We start from the raw sequence: 15,312 nt of genomic DNA, 5'->3' as shown, positions 1-15,312 counted from the left end.
CGGAGTTCCGATGTCGTTTTCGTTTTTGCCGGCGCGCCGCGCGCTGGCGGCCACGCTCACCGCCGCGCTCGCGTTTGCGGGCACGCTCGCACCGCATGCGGCGCACGCGGAAGGCCGCATCCGCATCGCCGAGCAGTTCGGCGTCGTCTACCTGATGCTGAACGTCGCGCGCGACCAGCAACTGATCGAAAAGGAAGGGCGCAAGGCCGGCATCGACATCAAGGTCGACTGGGTGCGGCTGTCGGGCGGCGCGGCCGTGAACGACGCGCTGCTGTCCGGCGCGGTCGATATCGCGGGAGCGGGCGTCGGGCCGCTGCTGACCGTGTGGGACCGCACGCGCGGCCGGCAGAACGTGAAGGGCGTCGCGTCGCTCGGCAATTTCCCGTATTACCTCGTCAGCAGCAATCCGAACGTGAAGACGATCGCCGACCTCGGCGCGAAGGACCGCATCGCGGTGCCGGCGGTCGGCGTGTCGGTGCAGTCGCGCGTGCTGCAGTACGCGGCCGCGAAGCAGTGGGGCGACAAGCAGTTCGACAAGCTCGACGCGCTCACGCAGGCGATTCCGCACCCCGACGCGACGGCCGCGATCCTCGCGAACAGCAGCGTGATCACCGGTCACTTCGGCAATCCTCCGTTCCAGGAGCAGGAGCTTGCCGGCAACCCGAACGCGCATATCGTGCTGAACTCCTATGACGTGCTCGGCGGCCCGAGCTCGGCGACCGTGCTGTACGCCACCGAGAAATTCCGCGACGACAACCCGAAGACCTACCGCGCGTTCGTCGCCGCGCTGGCCGACGCCGCGCGGCAGATCGCGGCCGACCCCGAGCGCGCGGCCGATACCTATATCCGCGTGAACGCATCGAAGATCGATCGTGCGCTGCTGTTGAAGATCCTGCGCAATCCGCAGGTGCAGTTCAAGACCGCGCCGCAGAACACGCTGCCGCTCGCGCAGTTCATGCATCGCACCGGCGCGATCCGCAACGAGCCGAAGTCGTGGCGCGACTACTTCTTCGACGATCCGGCAACCGCCGGCGGCAGTTGAGCGGTGCCGCCGCTTCGACGCCGCGATCGACGCTTATGCGTCGGCACGGTTTCGATATGCGCAATCGTTGGTTGGTCCGCGCGACGCCCGGCCGTATGTTGACGCTTTACCCGCAAGAGATTCGATCGTGAACGCCACCTCTCCCCGAACCTGGCTGCCGCCGTATGCGGCGCGCGGCGGCGCGTCGCCCGCCGCCCAGGCCGCGCCCGACGCGCGCGCGGCGATCCGGCCCGCGCAGGCCGGCGCGCACAGCGAACGCCTGCTCGCCATCGACCGCGTGAATCTCGCATACCGGAGCGGCGCGCGGATCGTTCGCGCGACGCACCAGGTGAGCTTCGACGTGTACGGCAGCGACCGCTTCGTGCTGCTCGGCCCGTCGGGTTGCGGGAAGTCGACGCTGCTGAAGGCGATTGCCGGCTTCATCGAGCCCGTGTCGGGTTCGATCGCGCTCGACGGCCGGCCCGTGCGCGGGCCGGGGCCCGACCGCATCGTGGTGTTTCAGGAGTTCGACCAGTTGCCGCCTTGGAAGACGGTCGTCGAGAACGTCGCGTTTCCGTTGCGCGCCGCCGCGAAGCTGTCGCGTGCCGAAGCACGCGAACGTGCGCTGCACTATCTCGACAAGGTCGGGCTGGGCGCATTCGCCGAAGCGTATCCGCACACGCTGTCGGGCGGCATGAAGCAGCGCGTCGCGATCGCGCGCGCACTGGCGATGCAGCCGCGCGTGCTGCTGATGGACGAACCGTTCGCCGCGCTCGACGCGCTCACGCGTCGCAAGATGCAGCAGGAACTGTTGCGGCTATGGGACGAGTTTCGCTTCACGCTGCTGTTCGTCACGCATTCGATCGAGGAAGCGCTCGTCGTCGGCAACCGGATCCTGCTGCTGTCGCCGCATCCGGGCCGCGTGCGCGCGGAACTCAACAGTCACGAGCATTCGCTCGACAGCGTCGACACCGGCGACTTCCGCGACAACGTCGCGCGGATCCATCGCCTGCTGTTCGATACCGATGCAACGAACGCGCCGACGACGGAGGATGCCGCATCATGAGCACGATCGATCCGGTCCTGCCGCCCGTTCGCGCCGAATACGAACGCACGCTCGACACGCTGCCCGACGCCGAACGCGCGGCGCCGGCCCCGCTGTTGCGCCGCATCGCCGGCGCGGGCTGGTTTCGCCGCAGCGTCATCGCGCTCGTGCTGATCGCCGCATGGGAGATCGTCGCGCGCATCGTCGCGAACGATCTGCTCGTGCCGACCTTCGGCGCGACGCTGGCCGCGTTCGTGCAGGGCATCGAGTCGGGCGAACTGCTCGTGAAGACGGGCATCTCGATGTCGGTGCTGCTGCGCGGCTACGCGCTGGGCGTGTTCTTCGCGTTTGCGCTGACGTCGCTCGCGGTATCGACGCGCATCGGCCGCGACCTGCTGACGATGCTCACGTCGATGTTCAATCCGCTGCCGTCGATCGCGTTGCTGCCGATCGCGCTGCTGTGGTTCGGGCTCGGCACCGGCAGCCTGCTGTTCGTGCTCGTGCACGCGGTGCTGTGGCCGCTCGCGCTCAGCATGTACACGGGTTTCGCCGGCGTGCCGGCCACGCTGAGGATGGCCGGGCGCAACTACGGCCTCACGGGCCTGCGCCAGATCGCGCTGATCCTCGTGCCGGCCGCGCTGCCGTCGATCCTGTCGGGCCTGCGCGTCGGCTGGGCGTTCGCGTGGCGCACGCTGATCGCGGCCGAGCTCGTGTTCGGTGCGAGCGCGGGGCAGGGCGGGCTCGGCTGGTACATCTTCCAGAACCGCAACGAGCTGTATACCGACCGCGTGTTCGCGGGTCTCGCGGCCGTCATCGTGATCGGCCTGCTCGTCGAGAACCTCGTGTTCGACACGCTCGAACGCGCGACCGTGCGGCGCTGGGGCATCCAGCACTGACGCGATGGTGCGCCGCCATTCCCGGCGCGCGCATAACAAAAGCTGAAATCGGTTTTTCGCGCGCGTCGGGTGCGTCCCTATACTTTGCGATGCCGCGCGTGCGCCGTGTCGCGAATGCCTCGACCACGCGACGCAGCGACGCTCCCGATCTTCTCGCATAAGGAACCGCCGAATGACTGCCCGTGATGCCGTCGACCCGCGCGACGCGTTGCACGACGCGCTTGCCGCACTGCCCGATCTCGCGAACGCGATCGGGCAGGATGCCGCGCAACGCGAGGCGCGTCGCGAGCTGCCGTTCGAAGGCTTCGCGATCTTCCGGCGCTCGGCGTTGGGCGTGCTGCGGATTCCTGTGGCGCGCGGCGGCCTCGGCGGCACGCTGGTCGATCTGTTCGACACGATCGCGACGCTGGCCGCGGCCGATTCGAATCTCGCACACGCGCTGCGCATCCACTACGACATGACCGAGACGCTGCGGCTGTCGCCGCGCACGCCGTTCAACGACGTGCAGCTCGAACGCGCGCTGGCCGGCGCGATCTTCGGCGGTGCGTCGACCGAGCGCGGCACGTCGCGGCCCGGCGAGAACACGACCGTACTGCGCCGGGACGGCGCTCATCATCGCGTGACGGGGCGCAAATACTATTCGACGGGCACCGCGTTTGCCGATTTCGCGCGCATCAACGTGGAGAACGAGCAGGGTGATGCGCTTGCCGTGATCATTCCGGTCGCGCGCGACGGCGTGCAGGTGCTCGACGACTGGGACGGGATGGGGCAGCGCATGACCGCGAGCGGCAGCCTGCTGCTCGACGACGTGCAGGTGTTCGCGGACGAAGTGGCCGCGCGCGACGGTGCGTCGCTCGTCGGCCGCCATTGCGGCGCGCTGCGGCAGCTTCATCTCGTCGCGACGGGTGCGGGCATCGTGCGCAACGTGGTCGCCGATGCGCGCCGCTACGTGCTCGCGCACGGCCGCCCGGCGCTGCACAGCCCGGCGCCGACCGCGCGCGACGATCATTTCATCCAGCAGATCGTCGGTGAACTGTCCGCGCACAGTCACGCGATCGATGGGCTCGTGCGCGAAAACGCGCGGGCGCTCGACCGCTCCGCCGACGCGATCGAGGCCGGCGACGCCGATGCGCATGTGCTCGTGCTCGACAGCGCGCTCGCGACCGCGCGCACGCAGTTGATCGTCAGCAAGCTCGCGTTGCATGCGGCCGAGCGGCTGTTCGAAGTCGGCGGCGCGTCGGCGACGGCGCGCGAACACAACCTCGATCGGCACTGGCGCAACCTGCGCACGATCTTCAGCCACAACCCGTTGCTGCACAAGGCGCGCGTGATCGGCGACTACGAACTGAACGGCGTGACGACGCACCTGACCGAAGGGCGCGTGTTCTGATCCTGCCGCGCGCGGCCATTGGCAGCTCGTCGGCACGGCGGGGCAGATCGTCGACCAGCTCGAGGAGCGGTTCGTGTGCTACGGCGCCGACGGCTACAACGTGATGGCACCGACGCTACCCGGCGGGCTCGACGGTTTCATCGCGCTGGTGCTGCCCGAACTGCGCCGCCGCCGGTTGTTTCGCAGCGACTATGCGGGTCGCACGCTGCGTGACCACTTCGGGTTGTAGCGGCCAGTGCGTCGCGCTGCAGCGGCGCGCGAGGTGTCCGGCGCCTGACTGACTTCAGCGCCGCAACCCGGCGTCGCGCAGCAGCGGCAGCACGCGCTCGCCGAAGAAGTCGAGATCGGGCTTGAAGTCGTAGAAGCTCAACTGGATCCCGTCGATGCCCGCGCGGTGCAGTCGCACGATGGTGTCGGCGACTTCGTCGGGCGAGCCCGTGATCGAGATATTGCCGCCGATCGCGCGTGCCGCTGCCTGCGAGCGCTGTTCGAAGCCGCCGCGCCACGCATGCGCGTCGCTGTCGAAGCGGTGGAAGCTGCCTTCGTCCGCGTGCGCGACGATCGCGTCGCGGTACGCGCGCGCTTCGGCCGCCGTCTCGCGGCAGATCACGAGCGGATTGAGCAGCGTGCGGATCGTCCGGCCGCGTGCCGCGGCGGCCGCCTTCACGCGTGCGGTATGCGCAGGCAGCGCGTCGAGCGCGAGGGCGACGTCGGGGCCGGCCGGGCTCGTGACGAACACGATGTCCGAATAGCGCGCCGCGAAATCGATGCCGGCGTCGGAGCCGGTCGCGTTGATCAGCAGCGGGCGGCCGTAGCGCGGCTTCGGCGTCACGAATGCGCCGCCCAGGCGCCAGCTCGACAGTGCGGGCGCGTAGCTGAAATTGTCCGGTTGCGCCCACAACTGCTGGACCGCGTCGAGGAATTCGGCGGCCATCTCGTAGCGCCGGTCGTGCTCGATCCGGTTCCAGCCGAACATCTCGTGCTCGATCGCGCGATGGCCGGTCACGACGTTGATGCCCCAGCGCCCGCGCGAGATGTGATCGAGCGTCGCGGTGAACTTCGCGAAATGCAGCGGATGCCACGGCCCGTAGAGCACATGGCTCGTCGCGACGAGGATGATCCGCTCGGTGCGCGCGGTCAGCGCGGCCAGCGTCATGAACGAGTCGAGTGCCTGGCCGTCGAACACGCCGCCGTAGCCGCCTTTCGGCAGCCACTGCGACAGCGCGAACACGAGATCGAAACCGAGCGCCTCGGCGCGCGCGACCAGGTCGGCGTTGTAGTCGAAGGTCCAGTCGGTCGAGCGCGGCAGCGTCGATGCGCTCCATCCGCCGGCCTGGATCGGCAGGAACAGCCCGAGCATCAGCGGCTGCGCGAGCGCGCGCGACACGGGGCTGTCGGGGAAGTCCGCCGGCGAGCGGACGTCGACGAACGGCGACGGTGCGACGGGCGCGGCGAGGGTGGTTTCGCTCATGACGGGTTCCTTGCGGGGTGTGTGCGCGCTGAAGCCGCACGAAGACGATACGCACGCGCTGCGGCGGTTCGCGCAGGAGCGATTGCGGATTGCACGGAGAGCGGATCGCGCCGCGTCATAACCGGCCCGGCCTCGGATCGGGCACGAAGCCGTCGCGGTTCGGCATCTTCACGCGCGGCAGCGTGCGCGCATCGAGCCGCGCGTCATCGGGCACGATGCCGTTCAGGTGCAGCACGTATGCGGTGACCGCGTAGACGTCGTCCGCGCTCAGCGATTGCGGCGCGTTGTACGGCATCGCACGGCGGATGTAGTCGAACAGCGTGGTCGCATACGGCCAGTAGCTGCCGACGGTCTTTTTCGGTTTTGCACCCGCGAGCGAGCCGAGGCCGCCGACGAGCGGATCGCCGACGCCGCCTTCGCCGCCGGCGCCGTGGCACATCGCGCACTTGTCCGCGAACACATGGCCGCCGCGCGCAACCGTGCCCGCGCCGGGCGGCAGGCCGCTGCCGTCGGGCGCGACGTCGATGTCCCACGCGGCGAGCGCCGCGCGGTCGACCGGCTGCCCGAGGCCGAAGCCTGTGCCGAATGCGTTCGACACGACCACGGACGCAGCGAGCAGGCAGGCGAGCGGCTTACGCATTGCGCACCTCGCCGTCCGTGCCGACGCGCCAGTTCTGGATGCCGTTGTAGTGATACTGCGAATTGAGCCCGCGCGCGGCGACGAGCGCGTCGCGGGTCGGCTGCACGTAGCCCGTGTCGTCGGTCGCGCGGCTTTGCAGGTCGGCCGGCTCGCCGTTCCAGACCCAGTCGGCCTCGAAGCGCGTCAATGCGCGATCGCGCACGTCGCCGGCGAGCCGCGCGGGTCGCCACGTGCGGCCGCCGTCGGTCGATACGTCGACCGCGCGAATCCGGCCGCGGCCCGACCACGCATAGCCGCCGATCGGGTGATAGCCGTGCGCAGCGAGCCGATGGCCGGCCGACGGCCGCGTGATCACCGACTTCGCGTCCATCTCGAACACGAACTGGCGCGCGCAGCCGCCGGGCAGCAGGTTCGTATATTTCGACGTTTCCTCGCGCGTCATCTCCGGCGCGCGAACCAGCTTCAGCCGCCGCAGCCACTTGATGTTCGTGTTGCCTTCGAAGCCCGGCACGATCAGCCGCACCGGGTAGCCGTTCTCGGGGCGCAGCCGCTCGCCGTTCTGCGCATAGACGACGAGCGCGCGCTCGAGGATCCGGTCGAGCGGCAGGCTGCGTGTCATCGCCGCGCCGTCGGCGCCTTCGGCGAGCAGCCAGCGCGCGGACGGGTCGATGCCGGTTTCGTCGAGCAGCGTCGACAGCCGGACGCCCGTCCATTCGCAACACGACAGCAGCCCGTGCGTGAACTGGACGGGCAGCCCGCTCGGGCCGTTCCATTCGCTGCCGGTGTTGCCCGAGCATTCGAGGAAGTGGATCCGCGATTCGGACGGGAAGCGCAGCAGGTCGTCGAGCGTGAACACGCGCGGCTCGCGCACGAGGCCGTGCACGACGACGCGATGGCGCTGCGCATCGATCTCGGGCACCCCGGCGTGATGACGCTCGTACACGAGGCCGTTCGGCGTGAGGTCGCCGAACAGGTCGGCGAGCGGCGTCATCGACGAGCCGGAGCCGGGCAGCACAGGCGTGCGGGCGCTGCGGCGGATCACGTCGCGTTCGTGCGGGCCCGGCACGCCGTACGGCGGCGACAGCAGCGGCGCGCCCGGCGAACGGGTCCACGGCGGCACGTCCAGCGGGGAGAGCGGCTGGCTTGCGAGCGCGCCGCCGGCAGGCAGCAGCGCGGCGGCCCATCCGCCGGCGAGCTGGTGCAGCGCCGCGCGCCGGCCGGGGCGCGGCGGGCGGGAAGGAACACGGGAATCGGTCATGGTCGAACGCGTATCGCGTGCGGCGGCCGCACGCGGGGAAACGGACATTCTCGGCAACCGGGCGCAACGCGGCAAACAACGATTCCCGCTTTGCTTATCGTGCTTATCGCGCCGCGCCCGATGCGCGTGCCGTCAGAACTTCACGCGCAGCCCGCTGACGATCGCGACCTGGCGGTTCGTCGACGACGCGCTGCCGATGTTCGAGATCGCCGCGACCTTGCGATAGCCGCCCGACGTTGCCGTGCTCGGATCGCCGGCCGCGAGCTGGTAGATGCCGGACAGGTAGAGATCGGTGCGCTTCGACAACGCGTAGTCGAACCCGAGCGTGAACTGGTGCCAGCGCGGCTTCAGCGTCTGGCCGCCGGTGCCCGGCAAGCCGCTCGCGCGCCCGTCGGTGAACGTATAGACGCCGATCAGCGTGGCCGCCGGCGTGATCTGGACACGCGCGTTCACGTCGTAGTTGTTGAACTTGCGCGACGAGCCGTCGACATAGTCGAGCTGCGTGTGGCTCCATGCGAAGCCGAGCGTCGCGCGGCCGAGCGCGTAGTTCGCGCCGACGGCGCCGATCTGCTGCCTGAGCACGCCGCCGTTCAGCCCGTAGAAGAACGCGCCGCTGTAGTCGTTGCCGGTGGTCGAGGTCGCGCCGCCCACCGCGCCGCTGGTATTCGACGTCGCGTTCGGATGATTGAGCCGCACGTAGCCGCCGCCGACCGACAGCGGGCCGTTCACGTAGTTCGCCGACACGCCCCACGCGTTGTTGTTCGAGAAACCGGTGCCCGCGCCGCCGTTCGCCTGGTTGCTGAACGCATAGAGCAGGTCGGCCGTGAAGCCGGCGATCGTGTCGCTGCGGAACTTCACCGCGTTGTTGAGCCGGAAGCTCTGGTTCAGGTTGTCGTTGTCGCCTACGTGCGTGGCCGGCGACCAGAAGCCGGACCCCGAGTACTGCGCGACGAGATCGGTGATCGGCTCGTACTGGCGGCCGAACGTCAGCGTGCCGAGCCCCTTCTTCGCGAGGCCCACGTACGCGGAGCGGCCGAACAGGCGGCCGCCCTGGCCGAGCCCGCCGTCGCTCGGCCGGAACCCGCTTTCGAGCGTGAAGACCGCCTGCAGGCCGCCGCCGAGATCCTCCGCGCCTTTCAGGCCCCAGCGGCTGCCGCTCAGCTTGCCGCTCGTCTGCTGGATGTTGCTCGCGCCGCCCTGGTTGTTCGTATAGGCGATACCGGCATCGACGACGCCGTACAACGTGACGGAACTCTGCGCATGCGCGCCGACCGAACCGATCGAAACCAAACCCAGGACTACCGATTTTTTGATCATGACCATCCTCTGTTTTTATGACTACGTCTGCGAGGATCACGATGCTATTGACGACGGGCGCCGCGCTGAACGGTCGATCCGTGGTTTGCAAATCGCTGCGCGGCGGATTTGCAATGTGCGTCGCCGCACGCTCGACACGTGCGTCGCGATCGCGTCCGGCGCACATGCTGCGGCGAACGCATCGCACCGACGGCGAACGTCGAGCGCTGCAAACGTGCGGCTGCCGTCATATCGATCGATGAAATCGTTCGATGTCCGCAATGCATGCGGTTCGGCTCGCGATGCTTTTATGCAACGCCCCCTGTGCGGCGAATGGCCGATGCGCTATGCACGGCCGCATATCGATTTCGCAAAACGTTGGTAGGGCAGCGCGATGCGTGACGGTAGAGTCGGGCATCCGGTCGCGGGCCGGCATGCTCCGGGAACACGAGGGCGCCGACGCGCGCGTTCGTCCCGGTCGTACAACGAACACGGGAGCCGTTTGACATGAGTCGCGATGTGCTGTTTTTGCTGGAGCCGGGCTTTAGCGATCCGAAGCATCCGGGCCGACGCTTCGTCTGTCCGCATGGACTGTCGATCGAAGGGCTGCTGGCGAGCGCGCCCGACCGCGCCGGCCGCATCGACGTGAAGCGAATCGGTTTCGAGCGGCCGCGGCACGCGGTGATCGACGCGCTCGACGACGCGCACCAGGGCCTGCCGGTGCTCGTGCTCGGCCGCGACCAGCCGGCGCCCGACGACGCGCAGACGCTCGGCGACGTGCGCTTCGTCACCGACGCGCGGCGCATCCTCGAACTGCTGGCCGAACGCCACGGGTTTCCGGTGCTTCATTGATGCGGTGGTTTTCACTTCTGATCCGATTCCGATCCGACTGACAGGAGCATCCGATGTCGTCAATTTCGGCGGCGCGCCGCCGCCTGCTGCTCGCCGGTGCCGCGGTCGTGTCGGCCCCGTTTTCCTCAAGGGCCGCGTTCGCCGCGCCGGCCGTCAATGCCGATCTCGCCGGCACGACGTTGCGCGTCGCGACCTACAAGGGCGGCTGGCGCGCGCTGCTGCAGGCGGCCGGCCTCGGCGACACGCCGTACCGGATCGAATGGCGCGAGCTGAACAACGGCGTGCTGCACATCGAGGCGCTCAATGCGGATGCGCTCGATATCGGTTCGGGTAGCGAAATTCCGGCGGTGTTCGCCGCGCGCCAGAAGGCCAATGTGCGGTTCATCTCCCGCGCACGCGAAGACCTGAACAACCAGGTCACGCTCGCGCGCAAGGACACGCCGATCCGGAGCATCGCGGAACTGAAGGGCAAGCGCGTCGGCTACGTGCGCGCGACGACGTCGCACTATTTCCTGTATCGCCAGCTGGCGGAGGCCGGCCTGAGCTTCGACGACATCCAGCCGATCAACCTGTCGCCGACGGATGGCCTGTCCGCATACGATCGCGGCGACATCGACGCGTGGGCGATCTACGGCTACAACGGCCAGCTCGCGCGCAATCGCTACGGCGCGCGCGTGCTGAAGACGGGGAAGGGTTATCTGTCGGGCAATTTTCCGGTTTACGCGAACCCGCGCACGCTCGACGATGCGCGCCGTCGTGCCGCGACGGGCGATTTGCTGCTGCGGTTCCGGCACGCGTATGCGTGGGCGAACGGGCGTTTCCGCGACTATGCGCTCGTGCAGAATCGCGAGACGCGCGTGCCGGTTGCCGATCTCGTCGCGATGTTCGAGCAGCGCAGCGACGACTATGCGCTGCTGCCGGTGACGCCCGACGTGGTGGCGCAGCATCAGCAGGTCGCGGATGTGTTCGCTCGTATCGGCGTGCTGGACGGACCGGCGAATGTCGCGCCGTTCTGGGATACGTCGTTCAATTCGCTGGTTGCGGCGGGTACATGACCGGTCCCGGCGCTCGAATGAAACCGGCGCCTGGTTCAAGCACTTGAAAAATAAAAGGTTGCGCCGACGCTTCGCCAGTCGACGGCGACGTGGCGGAGACCATCGCATGATCGAACGATGCACCGCGCATCCGATGGCCGGTCACGCGCGCCCCATGATCCGGGTGCCGAGCGAGATGCCGAGTTCGGACAGCGACGCATTGGCGGCAAGCTGACGGGCCTCCCAGCGCGACAGCGCGGCGTCGAACGCGGGGCCGTGCACGACGCCGCGCAGCGCATCGGCGAGACCGACCGCATTCTCAGCCGCTTTCGCGACGCCGGCGGCCGTATGCGGCCGGACGAGGCAGGCCGCGTCGCCGAGCAACACCGCGCGGCCGAAAGCCATGCGGTCGACCGCGAGATCCAGGATCGCCTGCGCGAACGGCGCTTGCGTCGCATCGACGAGCGCGGCGAGCGTCGGCGCAAGCATCCGGCGGCCGGCATCCACGAGTTCGAGCCGGTTGTCGTCCCGCATCGCGCCGGGCGGCAGCGACCCGTCGCGCTGCGTGCCGTCCTGCGCGAGGAACAGCGACGGCAGGCGATCCGCTGCGAGCCGCCGGTACCAGACCCAGTTCACGCGCCGCTTGCCCGGTTCGATCGCGCCGTCGCGGCCGGGCACCAGATAGGTCAGGAACAGATGCGCGTCGCCTTGCTGAAACGTGAAGCGGTCGCGCAGCACCCGCAGCACCGTGTCGGGAAGCAGGTGCTCGTCGACGAGCCCGCGCCACGCGACATAACCCGCGTACGCGGGCCGCGTTTCGGGAAGCAGTTGCGCGCGGACGTTCGAGCGGCCGCCGTCGGCGCCGACCAGCAGGTCGGCCTGCTCGACGCGGCCGTCCGCGAAATGCGCGATCACGCGGTCGCCTTCCTGCGCGAACCGCTCGAACGATACGCCGGCGTGCACGACGCCGGCCGGCAGCGCGCGCTTCAGGGTCGTGTAGATCACGTTCCACGCGGTCTGCGTTTGCGGCATGTGCAGGCGTTGCACGATCCGGTCGTGCTCGTCGAGATAGATCCGGTCGACCGAATCGACGCCCGCATCGCGCGGCACGGGCACGCCGCCGAACGTGAATGCGCGTTCGATCGGCGCTTGCAGCACGATGCCGCCGCCGCGGCTGTCGAGGTCGTTCGGCGATTGCTCGAAGACCTTGACGCGCCATCCGGCCGCGCGCAGCGCGGTGGCCGTGAAAAGGCCGCCCACCGATCCGCCGATGACGACCGCCAGCGGGCCCGAAACGTCGCTCATGGTTCCTTCCTCCCGATGATCCGTCGCGCGCGGCGGTTCAGCCTTCCCAGTGCTTCAGGAAGTCGAGCAGCAGCGCGTTCACGCGCTCCGGCTGCTCCTCCTGCGGCAAGTGCCCGCACTGCGCGATCGGCTCGGCACGCAGGTTCGTCGCCATGCTCTCCCATACGGATTTCATGTCGAACATCTTGCCGACCGCATAGAAATCCTCGCCCCAGATGGCCATGGTCGGGCATGCGATCCGGACGTCCGCATCGACGAGATCCTGCTTCACGTCCTCCGCGTTCGCGCGATAGTCGGCCAGCGCGCCGCGCACGGCGCCCGGACGCCGATACGCACGCACGTACGTGTCGAACGCGTCGCCGGAGATCGCGTGCGGGTTGTAGCACCAGTCGGAGAAGAAATAGCTCAGCCATTCGGCCTCTTTGCCGGCGATCAACGCCTCGGGCAAATCCGGCACCTGGTGGAACAGGAAGAACCAGTACGCGCGCGCCGTTTGCGCGGTCATGTTCTGCGCGACGATGCGCGTCGGCACGTTGTCCATCACGACGAGCCGCTCGACGCGCTCGGGGAAGTCTTTCGAGAAACGCGTCGCGACGCGCGCGCCGCGATCGTGCCCGACGAGCGCGATGCGGCCGATGCCGAGCGTGTCGAGCAGTTCGGCGAGGTCGCGCGCCATGTTGCGTTTGTCGTAACCGGCGGCCGGCTTGTCGGTTTCGCCGTAGCCGCGCAGGTCGGGCGCGATCACGCGGTAGCGCTGCGCCAGCGCGGGGATCTGGAAGCGCCACGCGAAGCTGGTTTCCGGGAAGCCGTGCAGCAGGACGACGACGGGCCCGCTGCCGGCATCGATGTAGTGCTGGCGGATGCCGTTCGCGGTGACGGTGTGATGGGTGATCGAAGGCGTGGCGATGGTCATGTGACGGTCCCTGTTCGGTTCGTCCCGCGCACGGCAGGCGTGGGCGCGAATGCCTGTCGAGGATAGGCGAAGCGCGCGGTGCGCCGGATAAATTGTTCTGAATTCGTCTGGCGGCGCGCACGGCCGGCATCGGCCGCTTCGTCACGATCGCGCCCTGGCAGGATGGCCGGTGTCCGCTGATCCTCGCGTGATTCGCGCCGCAAACGGCGGTCCGACGATCGGCACGACCAACGAAGGCGCCAAGGCGTAAAAATGCAGGATGCGAATTCGACCGTCGTCGAGCGTCGCGCCGCGATTGCACGCGATCCGAGCGCGATCGCCGGCCGCCGCCGCGTCACGCGCGCCGGCGGCGCCGGCCGGTCGCGCCCGACGCGAGCTGCTTCAGCGCGGCGGGTGTGCCGTGCAGGAATGCGTCGATCAGCCGTTCGATTTCGGTGTCGAGATCGTCGGGCACCGGCAGGCCGTAGACCCATTTGCGGACGCCGAAATAGAAGATGCTCGCGTGCAGGCTCCAGACCAGTTCGATTTCCGCATTGCGCTGGGCCTCCGTCGCAGGCGTGGCGATGTCGTATTCGTACCGCAGCTCGCGCAGCACCGGCAGGAATACGCGTTCGCGCAGCCGCGACAGGTAGCGCGTGTTGAACCCCTCGCGGCTGAGCCCCGCGAAGATGAAGGTGCGGATCCATTCGCGCCGCAGGATGGTTTGCGCGTACGCGCGGTAGAACGCGACGAGCCGCTCCTGCAGCGGCACCGCGCGATCGGAGATCAGCTTTTCCCAGTCGGGATCCCACGTGTAGATCTCGTCGTAGACACGGTCGATCAGCGCTTCCTTGCTCGGAAAGTACCGGTACAGCAGCGGCTGGGTGACACCGATCTGCCGCGCGAGCTCGCGCGTGCTGCCGGAGAAGCCGTGCGTCGCGAAGTGCTCGATCGCCTTCTCGACGATCTGACGCTCGCGCGCTTCCGGCGCGAGCCGGCGGCCCGGCGCGACGGCGTTGCCGTCGGTATCGGTCCCGGGCTCGCGGGCCGGCGTGCTGCGTTTTCTTTCGGTCATTCCTCGGCTCCTGATGGCGCGCATGCCTAAACTATCGATCGAAAAATAGCACGATCGGGGCCGCGAATACGGTTTGCGGCGCGGCTTTTGTTGCGGCGCTGAATTCCTTGCGGGATCTCCCTGCGTCGAACCGGACCGGCGCCCCCGTCCTGCGCTCGAGCCGGCGGATTCAGAAAATTTCAGGCCGCCGCCAAGACATTTAGGCCGGCCTTCACTACTCTAGCTTCCGAACCGCCGCACGGGCCGGATGCCAGTCGGCAAGCCGGACCGGTCGGCGAAACCGGAGCGGAACATGCTTTATCTGATCTCGTCGGGCGCCGGCATTGCGGGCGCCGGCGCAGCCGACACATTCCAGGAAACCGGCTCATGCCTTCGCAGCAAGTAACCGCGGGCGTCGCCGCCGCGCCCGATCACGTGCGCGGCGAGGACGTGTTTCTCGCGTCGATCGCCGGTTATGTCGACACGCTCGGCTTCGTCGCGCTGTTCGGCCTGTTCACCGCGCACGTCACCGGCAACTTCATCCTGATCGGTTCGGGGCTGGCCGGCGTCGGGCAAGGGCTCGTGATCAAGTGGCTCGCGTTTCCGGCCTTCATCGCCGGCATCGTCGGCGCGCGCGTGCTCGACCATCGGATGCGCGCGCTGGGCCATGGCGTGCGCGCACGTTCGCTGTATGCGCTGCAGGCCGTGCTGCTGGCCGGGTTCATGCTGGCCGGCGTGATGGCATCGCCGATCGCCGACGCCGACGCGCCGAGGACGATCCTGTGCGGCCTGCTCGGCGCCGCGGCGATGGGCGTCCAGAACGCGCACGGCCGGCTGACGGCCCGCTCGGTCGTCGCCAACACGGTGATGACGGGCAATGTCACGCAGGCGGTGATCGATGCGTTCGACTGGCTCGTGCCGCTCGCAGCTCCTGCCGAACGGGACGCCGCGCGGGCACGGCTGCGGCGCACGCTGCCGCCGGTCGCGGGCTTTGCGCTCGGGGCCGGCGCGGGGGCGGCGGCTTATGTGTTCGCCGCCTTCTGGGCACTGGCGCTGCCGCTCGCGGCGCTGTGCTTCCTCGCCTATCAATCCGGTCGGCCCGATGCGGGGCCGACGTCACGCTGAATGCGCGCGCAGCATACGGCTGCGCTTGCCACT

General features: G+C 68.8%; 15 protein-coding genes and 1 pseudogene. 9 read left to right on the top strand and 7 right to left on the bottom strand.

The window, feature by feature from the left end:
• Positions 1–10: 10 nt before the first annotated feature.
• The 5 genes and pseudogenes from BT264_RS14175 to BT264_RS14155 all read left to right on the top strand — a co-directional run.
• Positions 11–1,042 carry an ABC transporter substrate-binding protein gene (locus BT264_RS14175; RefSeq protein ID WP_072437928.1) on the top strand — a complete coding sequence of 344 codons (1,032 nt, stop codon included), beginning with the start codon at positions 11–13 and terminating at the stop codon, positions 1,040–1,042.
• Positions 1,043–1,109: 67 nt separating this feature from the next.
• Positions 1,110–2,087: an ABC transporter ATP-binding protein gene (locus BT264_RS14170; protein WP_072437929.1), complete on the top strand. Its 978-nt coding sequence runs from the start codon at positions 1,110–1,112 to the stop codon at positions 2,085–2,087.
• Positions 2,084–2,962, top strand: a complete 879-nt coding sequence (locus tag BT264_RS14165; protein WP_072437930.1) for an ABC transporter permease — start codon at positions 2,084–2,086, stop codon at positions 2,960–2,962. Before BT264_RS14170 ends, BT264_RS14165 begins: the two co-directional genes overlap by 4 nt.
• Before the next feature lie 172 nt (positions 2,963–3,134).
• Positions 3,135–4,352, top strand: coding sequence for an acyl-CoA dehydrogenase family protein (locus BT264_RS14160; protein WP_072437931.1), 1,218 nt, complete (start codon positions 3,135–3,137; stop codon positions 4,350–4,352).
• Between the two features lie 7 nt (positions 4,353–4,359).
• Positions 4,360–4,581: pseudogene (locus BT264_RS14155) on the top strand (nitrilotriacetate monooxygenase); the annotation flags it as partial.
• A gap of 54 nt (positions 4,582–4,635) precedes the next feature.
• On the opposite strand, the gene BT264_RS14150 reads toward BT264_RS14155, so the two are convergent.
• From BT264_RS14150 to BT264_RS14135, 4 genes are all read right to left on the bottom strand, one after another.
• Positions 4,636–5,823, bottom strand: coding sequence for an LLM class flavin-dependent oxidoreductase (locus BT264_RS14150; protein ID WP_072437932.1), 1,188 nt, complete (start codon positions 5,821–5,823; stop codon positions 4,636–4,638).
• A gap of 115 nt (positions 5,824–5,938) precedes the next feature.
• Positions 5,939–6,463, bottom strand: coding sequence for a c-type cytochrome (locus BT264_RS14145; protein ID WP_072437933.1), 525 nt, complete (start codon positions 6,461–6,463; stop codon positions 5,939–5,941).
• On the bottom strand, positions 6,456–7,721 hold the full coding sequence (gene soxC, locus BT264_RS14140; RefSeq protein WP_072437998.1) for a sulfite dehydrogenase: 1,266 nt from the start codon (positions 7,719–7,721) through the stop codon (positions 6,456–6,458). The genes BT264_RS14145 and soxC overlap by 8 nt, the downstream gene beginning before the upstream one ends.
• 132 nt (positions 7,722–7,853) lie before the next feature.
• A complete protein-coding gene (locus tag BT264_RS14135) occupies positions 7,854–9,038 on the bottom strand; it encodes a porin (protein WP_072437999.1) in 1,185 nt (394 codons plus the stop codon).
• On the opposite strand from BT264_RS14135, the gene BT264_RS39175 reads away from it, so the two are divergent.
• The 3 genes from BT264_RS39175 to BT264_RS14120 all read left to right on the top strand — a co-directional run bounded on the left by BT264_RS39175 (position 9,037) and on the right by BT264_RS14120 (position 10,924).
• On the top strand, positions 9,037–9,402 hold the full coding sequence (locus tag BT264_RS39175) for a hypothetical protein (protein WP_177318357.1): 366 nt from the start codon (positions 9,037–9,039) through the stop codon (positions 9,400–9,402). The genes BT264_RS14135 and BT264_RS39175 overlap by 2 nt on opposite strands.
• 122 nt (positions 9,403–9,524) lie before the next feature.
• Positions 9,525–9,869 (top strand): DUF3088 domain-containing protein, encoded by a 345-nt coding sequence (locus tag BT264_RS14125; protein WP_072437935.1) that lies wholly within the window; start codon positions 9,525–9,527, stop codon positions 9,867–9,869.
• 53 nt (positions 9,870–9,922) lie between these two features.
• Positions 9,923–10,924, top strand: coding sequence for an ABC transporter substrate-binding protein (locus tag BT264_RS14120; protein WP_072437936.1), 1,002 nt, complete (start codon positions 9,923–9,925; stop codon positions 10,922–10,924).
• Positions 10,925–11,065: 141 nt separating this feature from the next.
• Here BT264_RS14120 and BT264_RS14115 read toward each other — a convergent pair whose 3' ends face one another.
• From BT264_RS14115 to BT264_RS14105, 3 genes are all read right to left on the bottom strand, one after another.
• Positions 11,066–12,208, bottom strand: coding sequence for an FAD binding domain-containing protein (locus tag BT264_RS14115; RefSeq protein WP_072437937.1), 1,143 nt, complete (start codon positions 12,206–12,208; stop codon positions 11,066–11,068).
• 37 nt (positions 12,209–12,245) lie between these two features.
• Positions 12,246–13,121 (bottom strand): alpha/beta fold hydrolase, encoded by an 876-nt coding sequence (locus tag BT264_RS14110; RefSeq protein WP_072437938.1) that lies wholly within the window; start codon positions 13,119–13,121, stop codon positions 12,246–12,248.
• A gap of 334 nt (positions 13,122–13,455) precedes the next feature.
• Positions 13,456–14,175: a TetR/AcrR family transcriptional regulator gene (locus tag BT264_RS14105; protein WP_072437939.1), complete on the bottom strand. Its 720-nt coding sequence runs from the start codon at positions 14,173–14,175 to the stop codon at positions 13,456–13,458.
• A 366-nt stretch (positions 14,176–14,541) separates the two neighbouring features.
• Between BT264_RS14105 and BT264_RS14100 the strand changes: the two genes are divergently transcribed.
• Positions 14,542–15,279 carry a YoaK family protein gene (locus tag BT264_RS14100; protein ID WP_072437940.1) on the top strand — a complete coding sequence of 246 codons (738 nt, stop codon included), beginning with the start codon at positions 14,542–14,544 and terminating at the stop codon, positions 15,277–15,279.
• Positions 15,280–15,312: the final 33 nt, after the last annotated feature.

This window comes from Burkholderia sp. NFPP32 (assembly GCF_900119325.1).
Taxonomy (GTDB): domain Bacteria; phylum Pseudomonadota; class Gammaproteobacteria; order Burkholderiales; family Burkholderiaceae; genus Burkholderia; species Burkholderia pyrrocinia_C.
The sequence above is the reverse complement of the archived record's forward strand: the minus strand, read 5'-3'. Positions and strand labels throughout refer to the sequence as shown.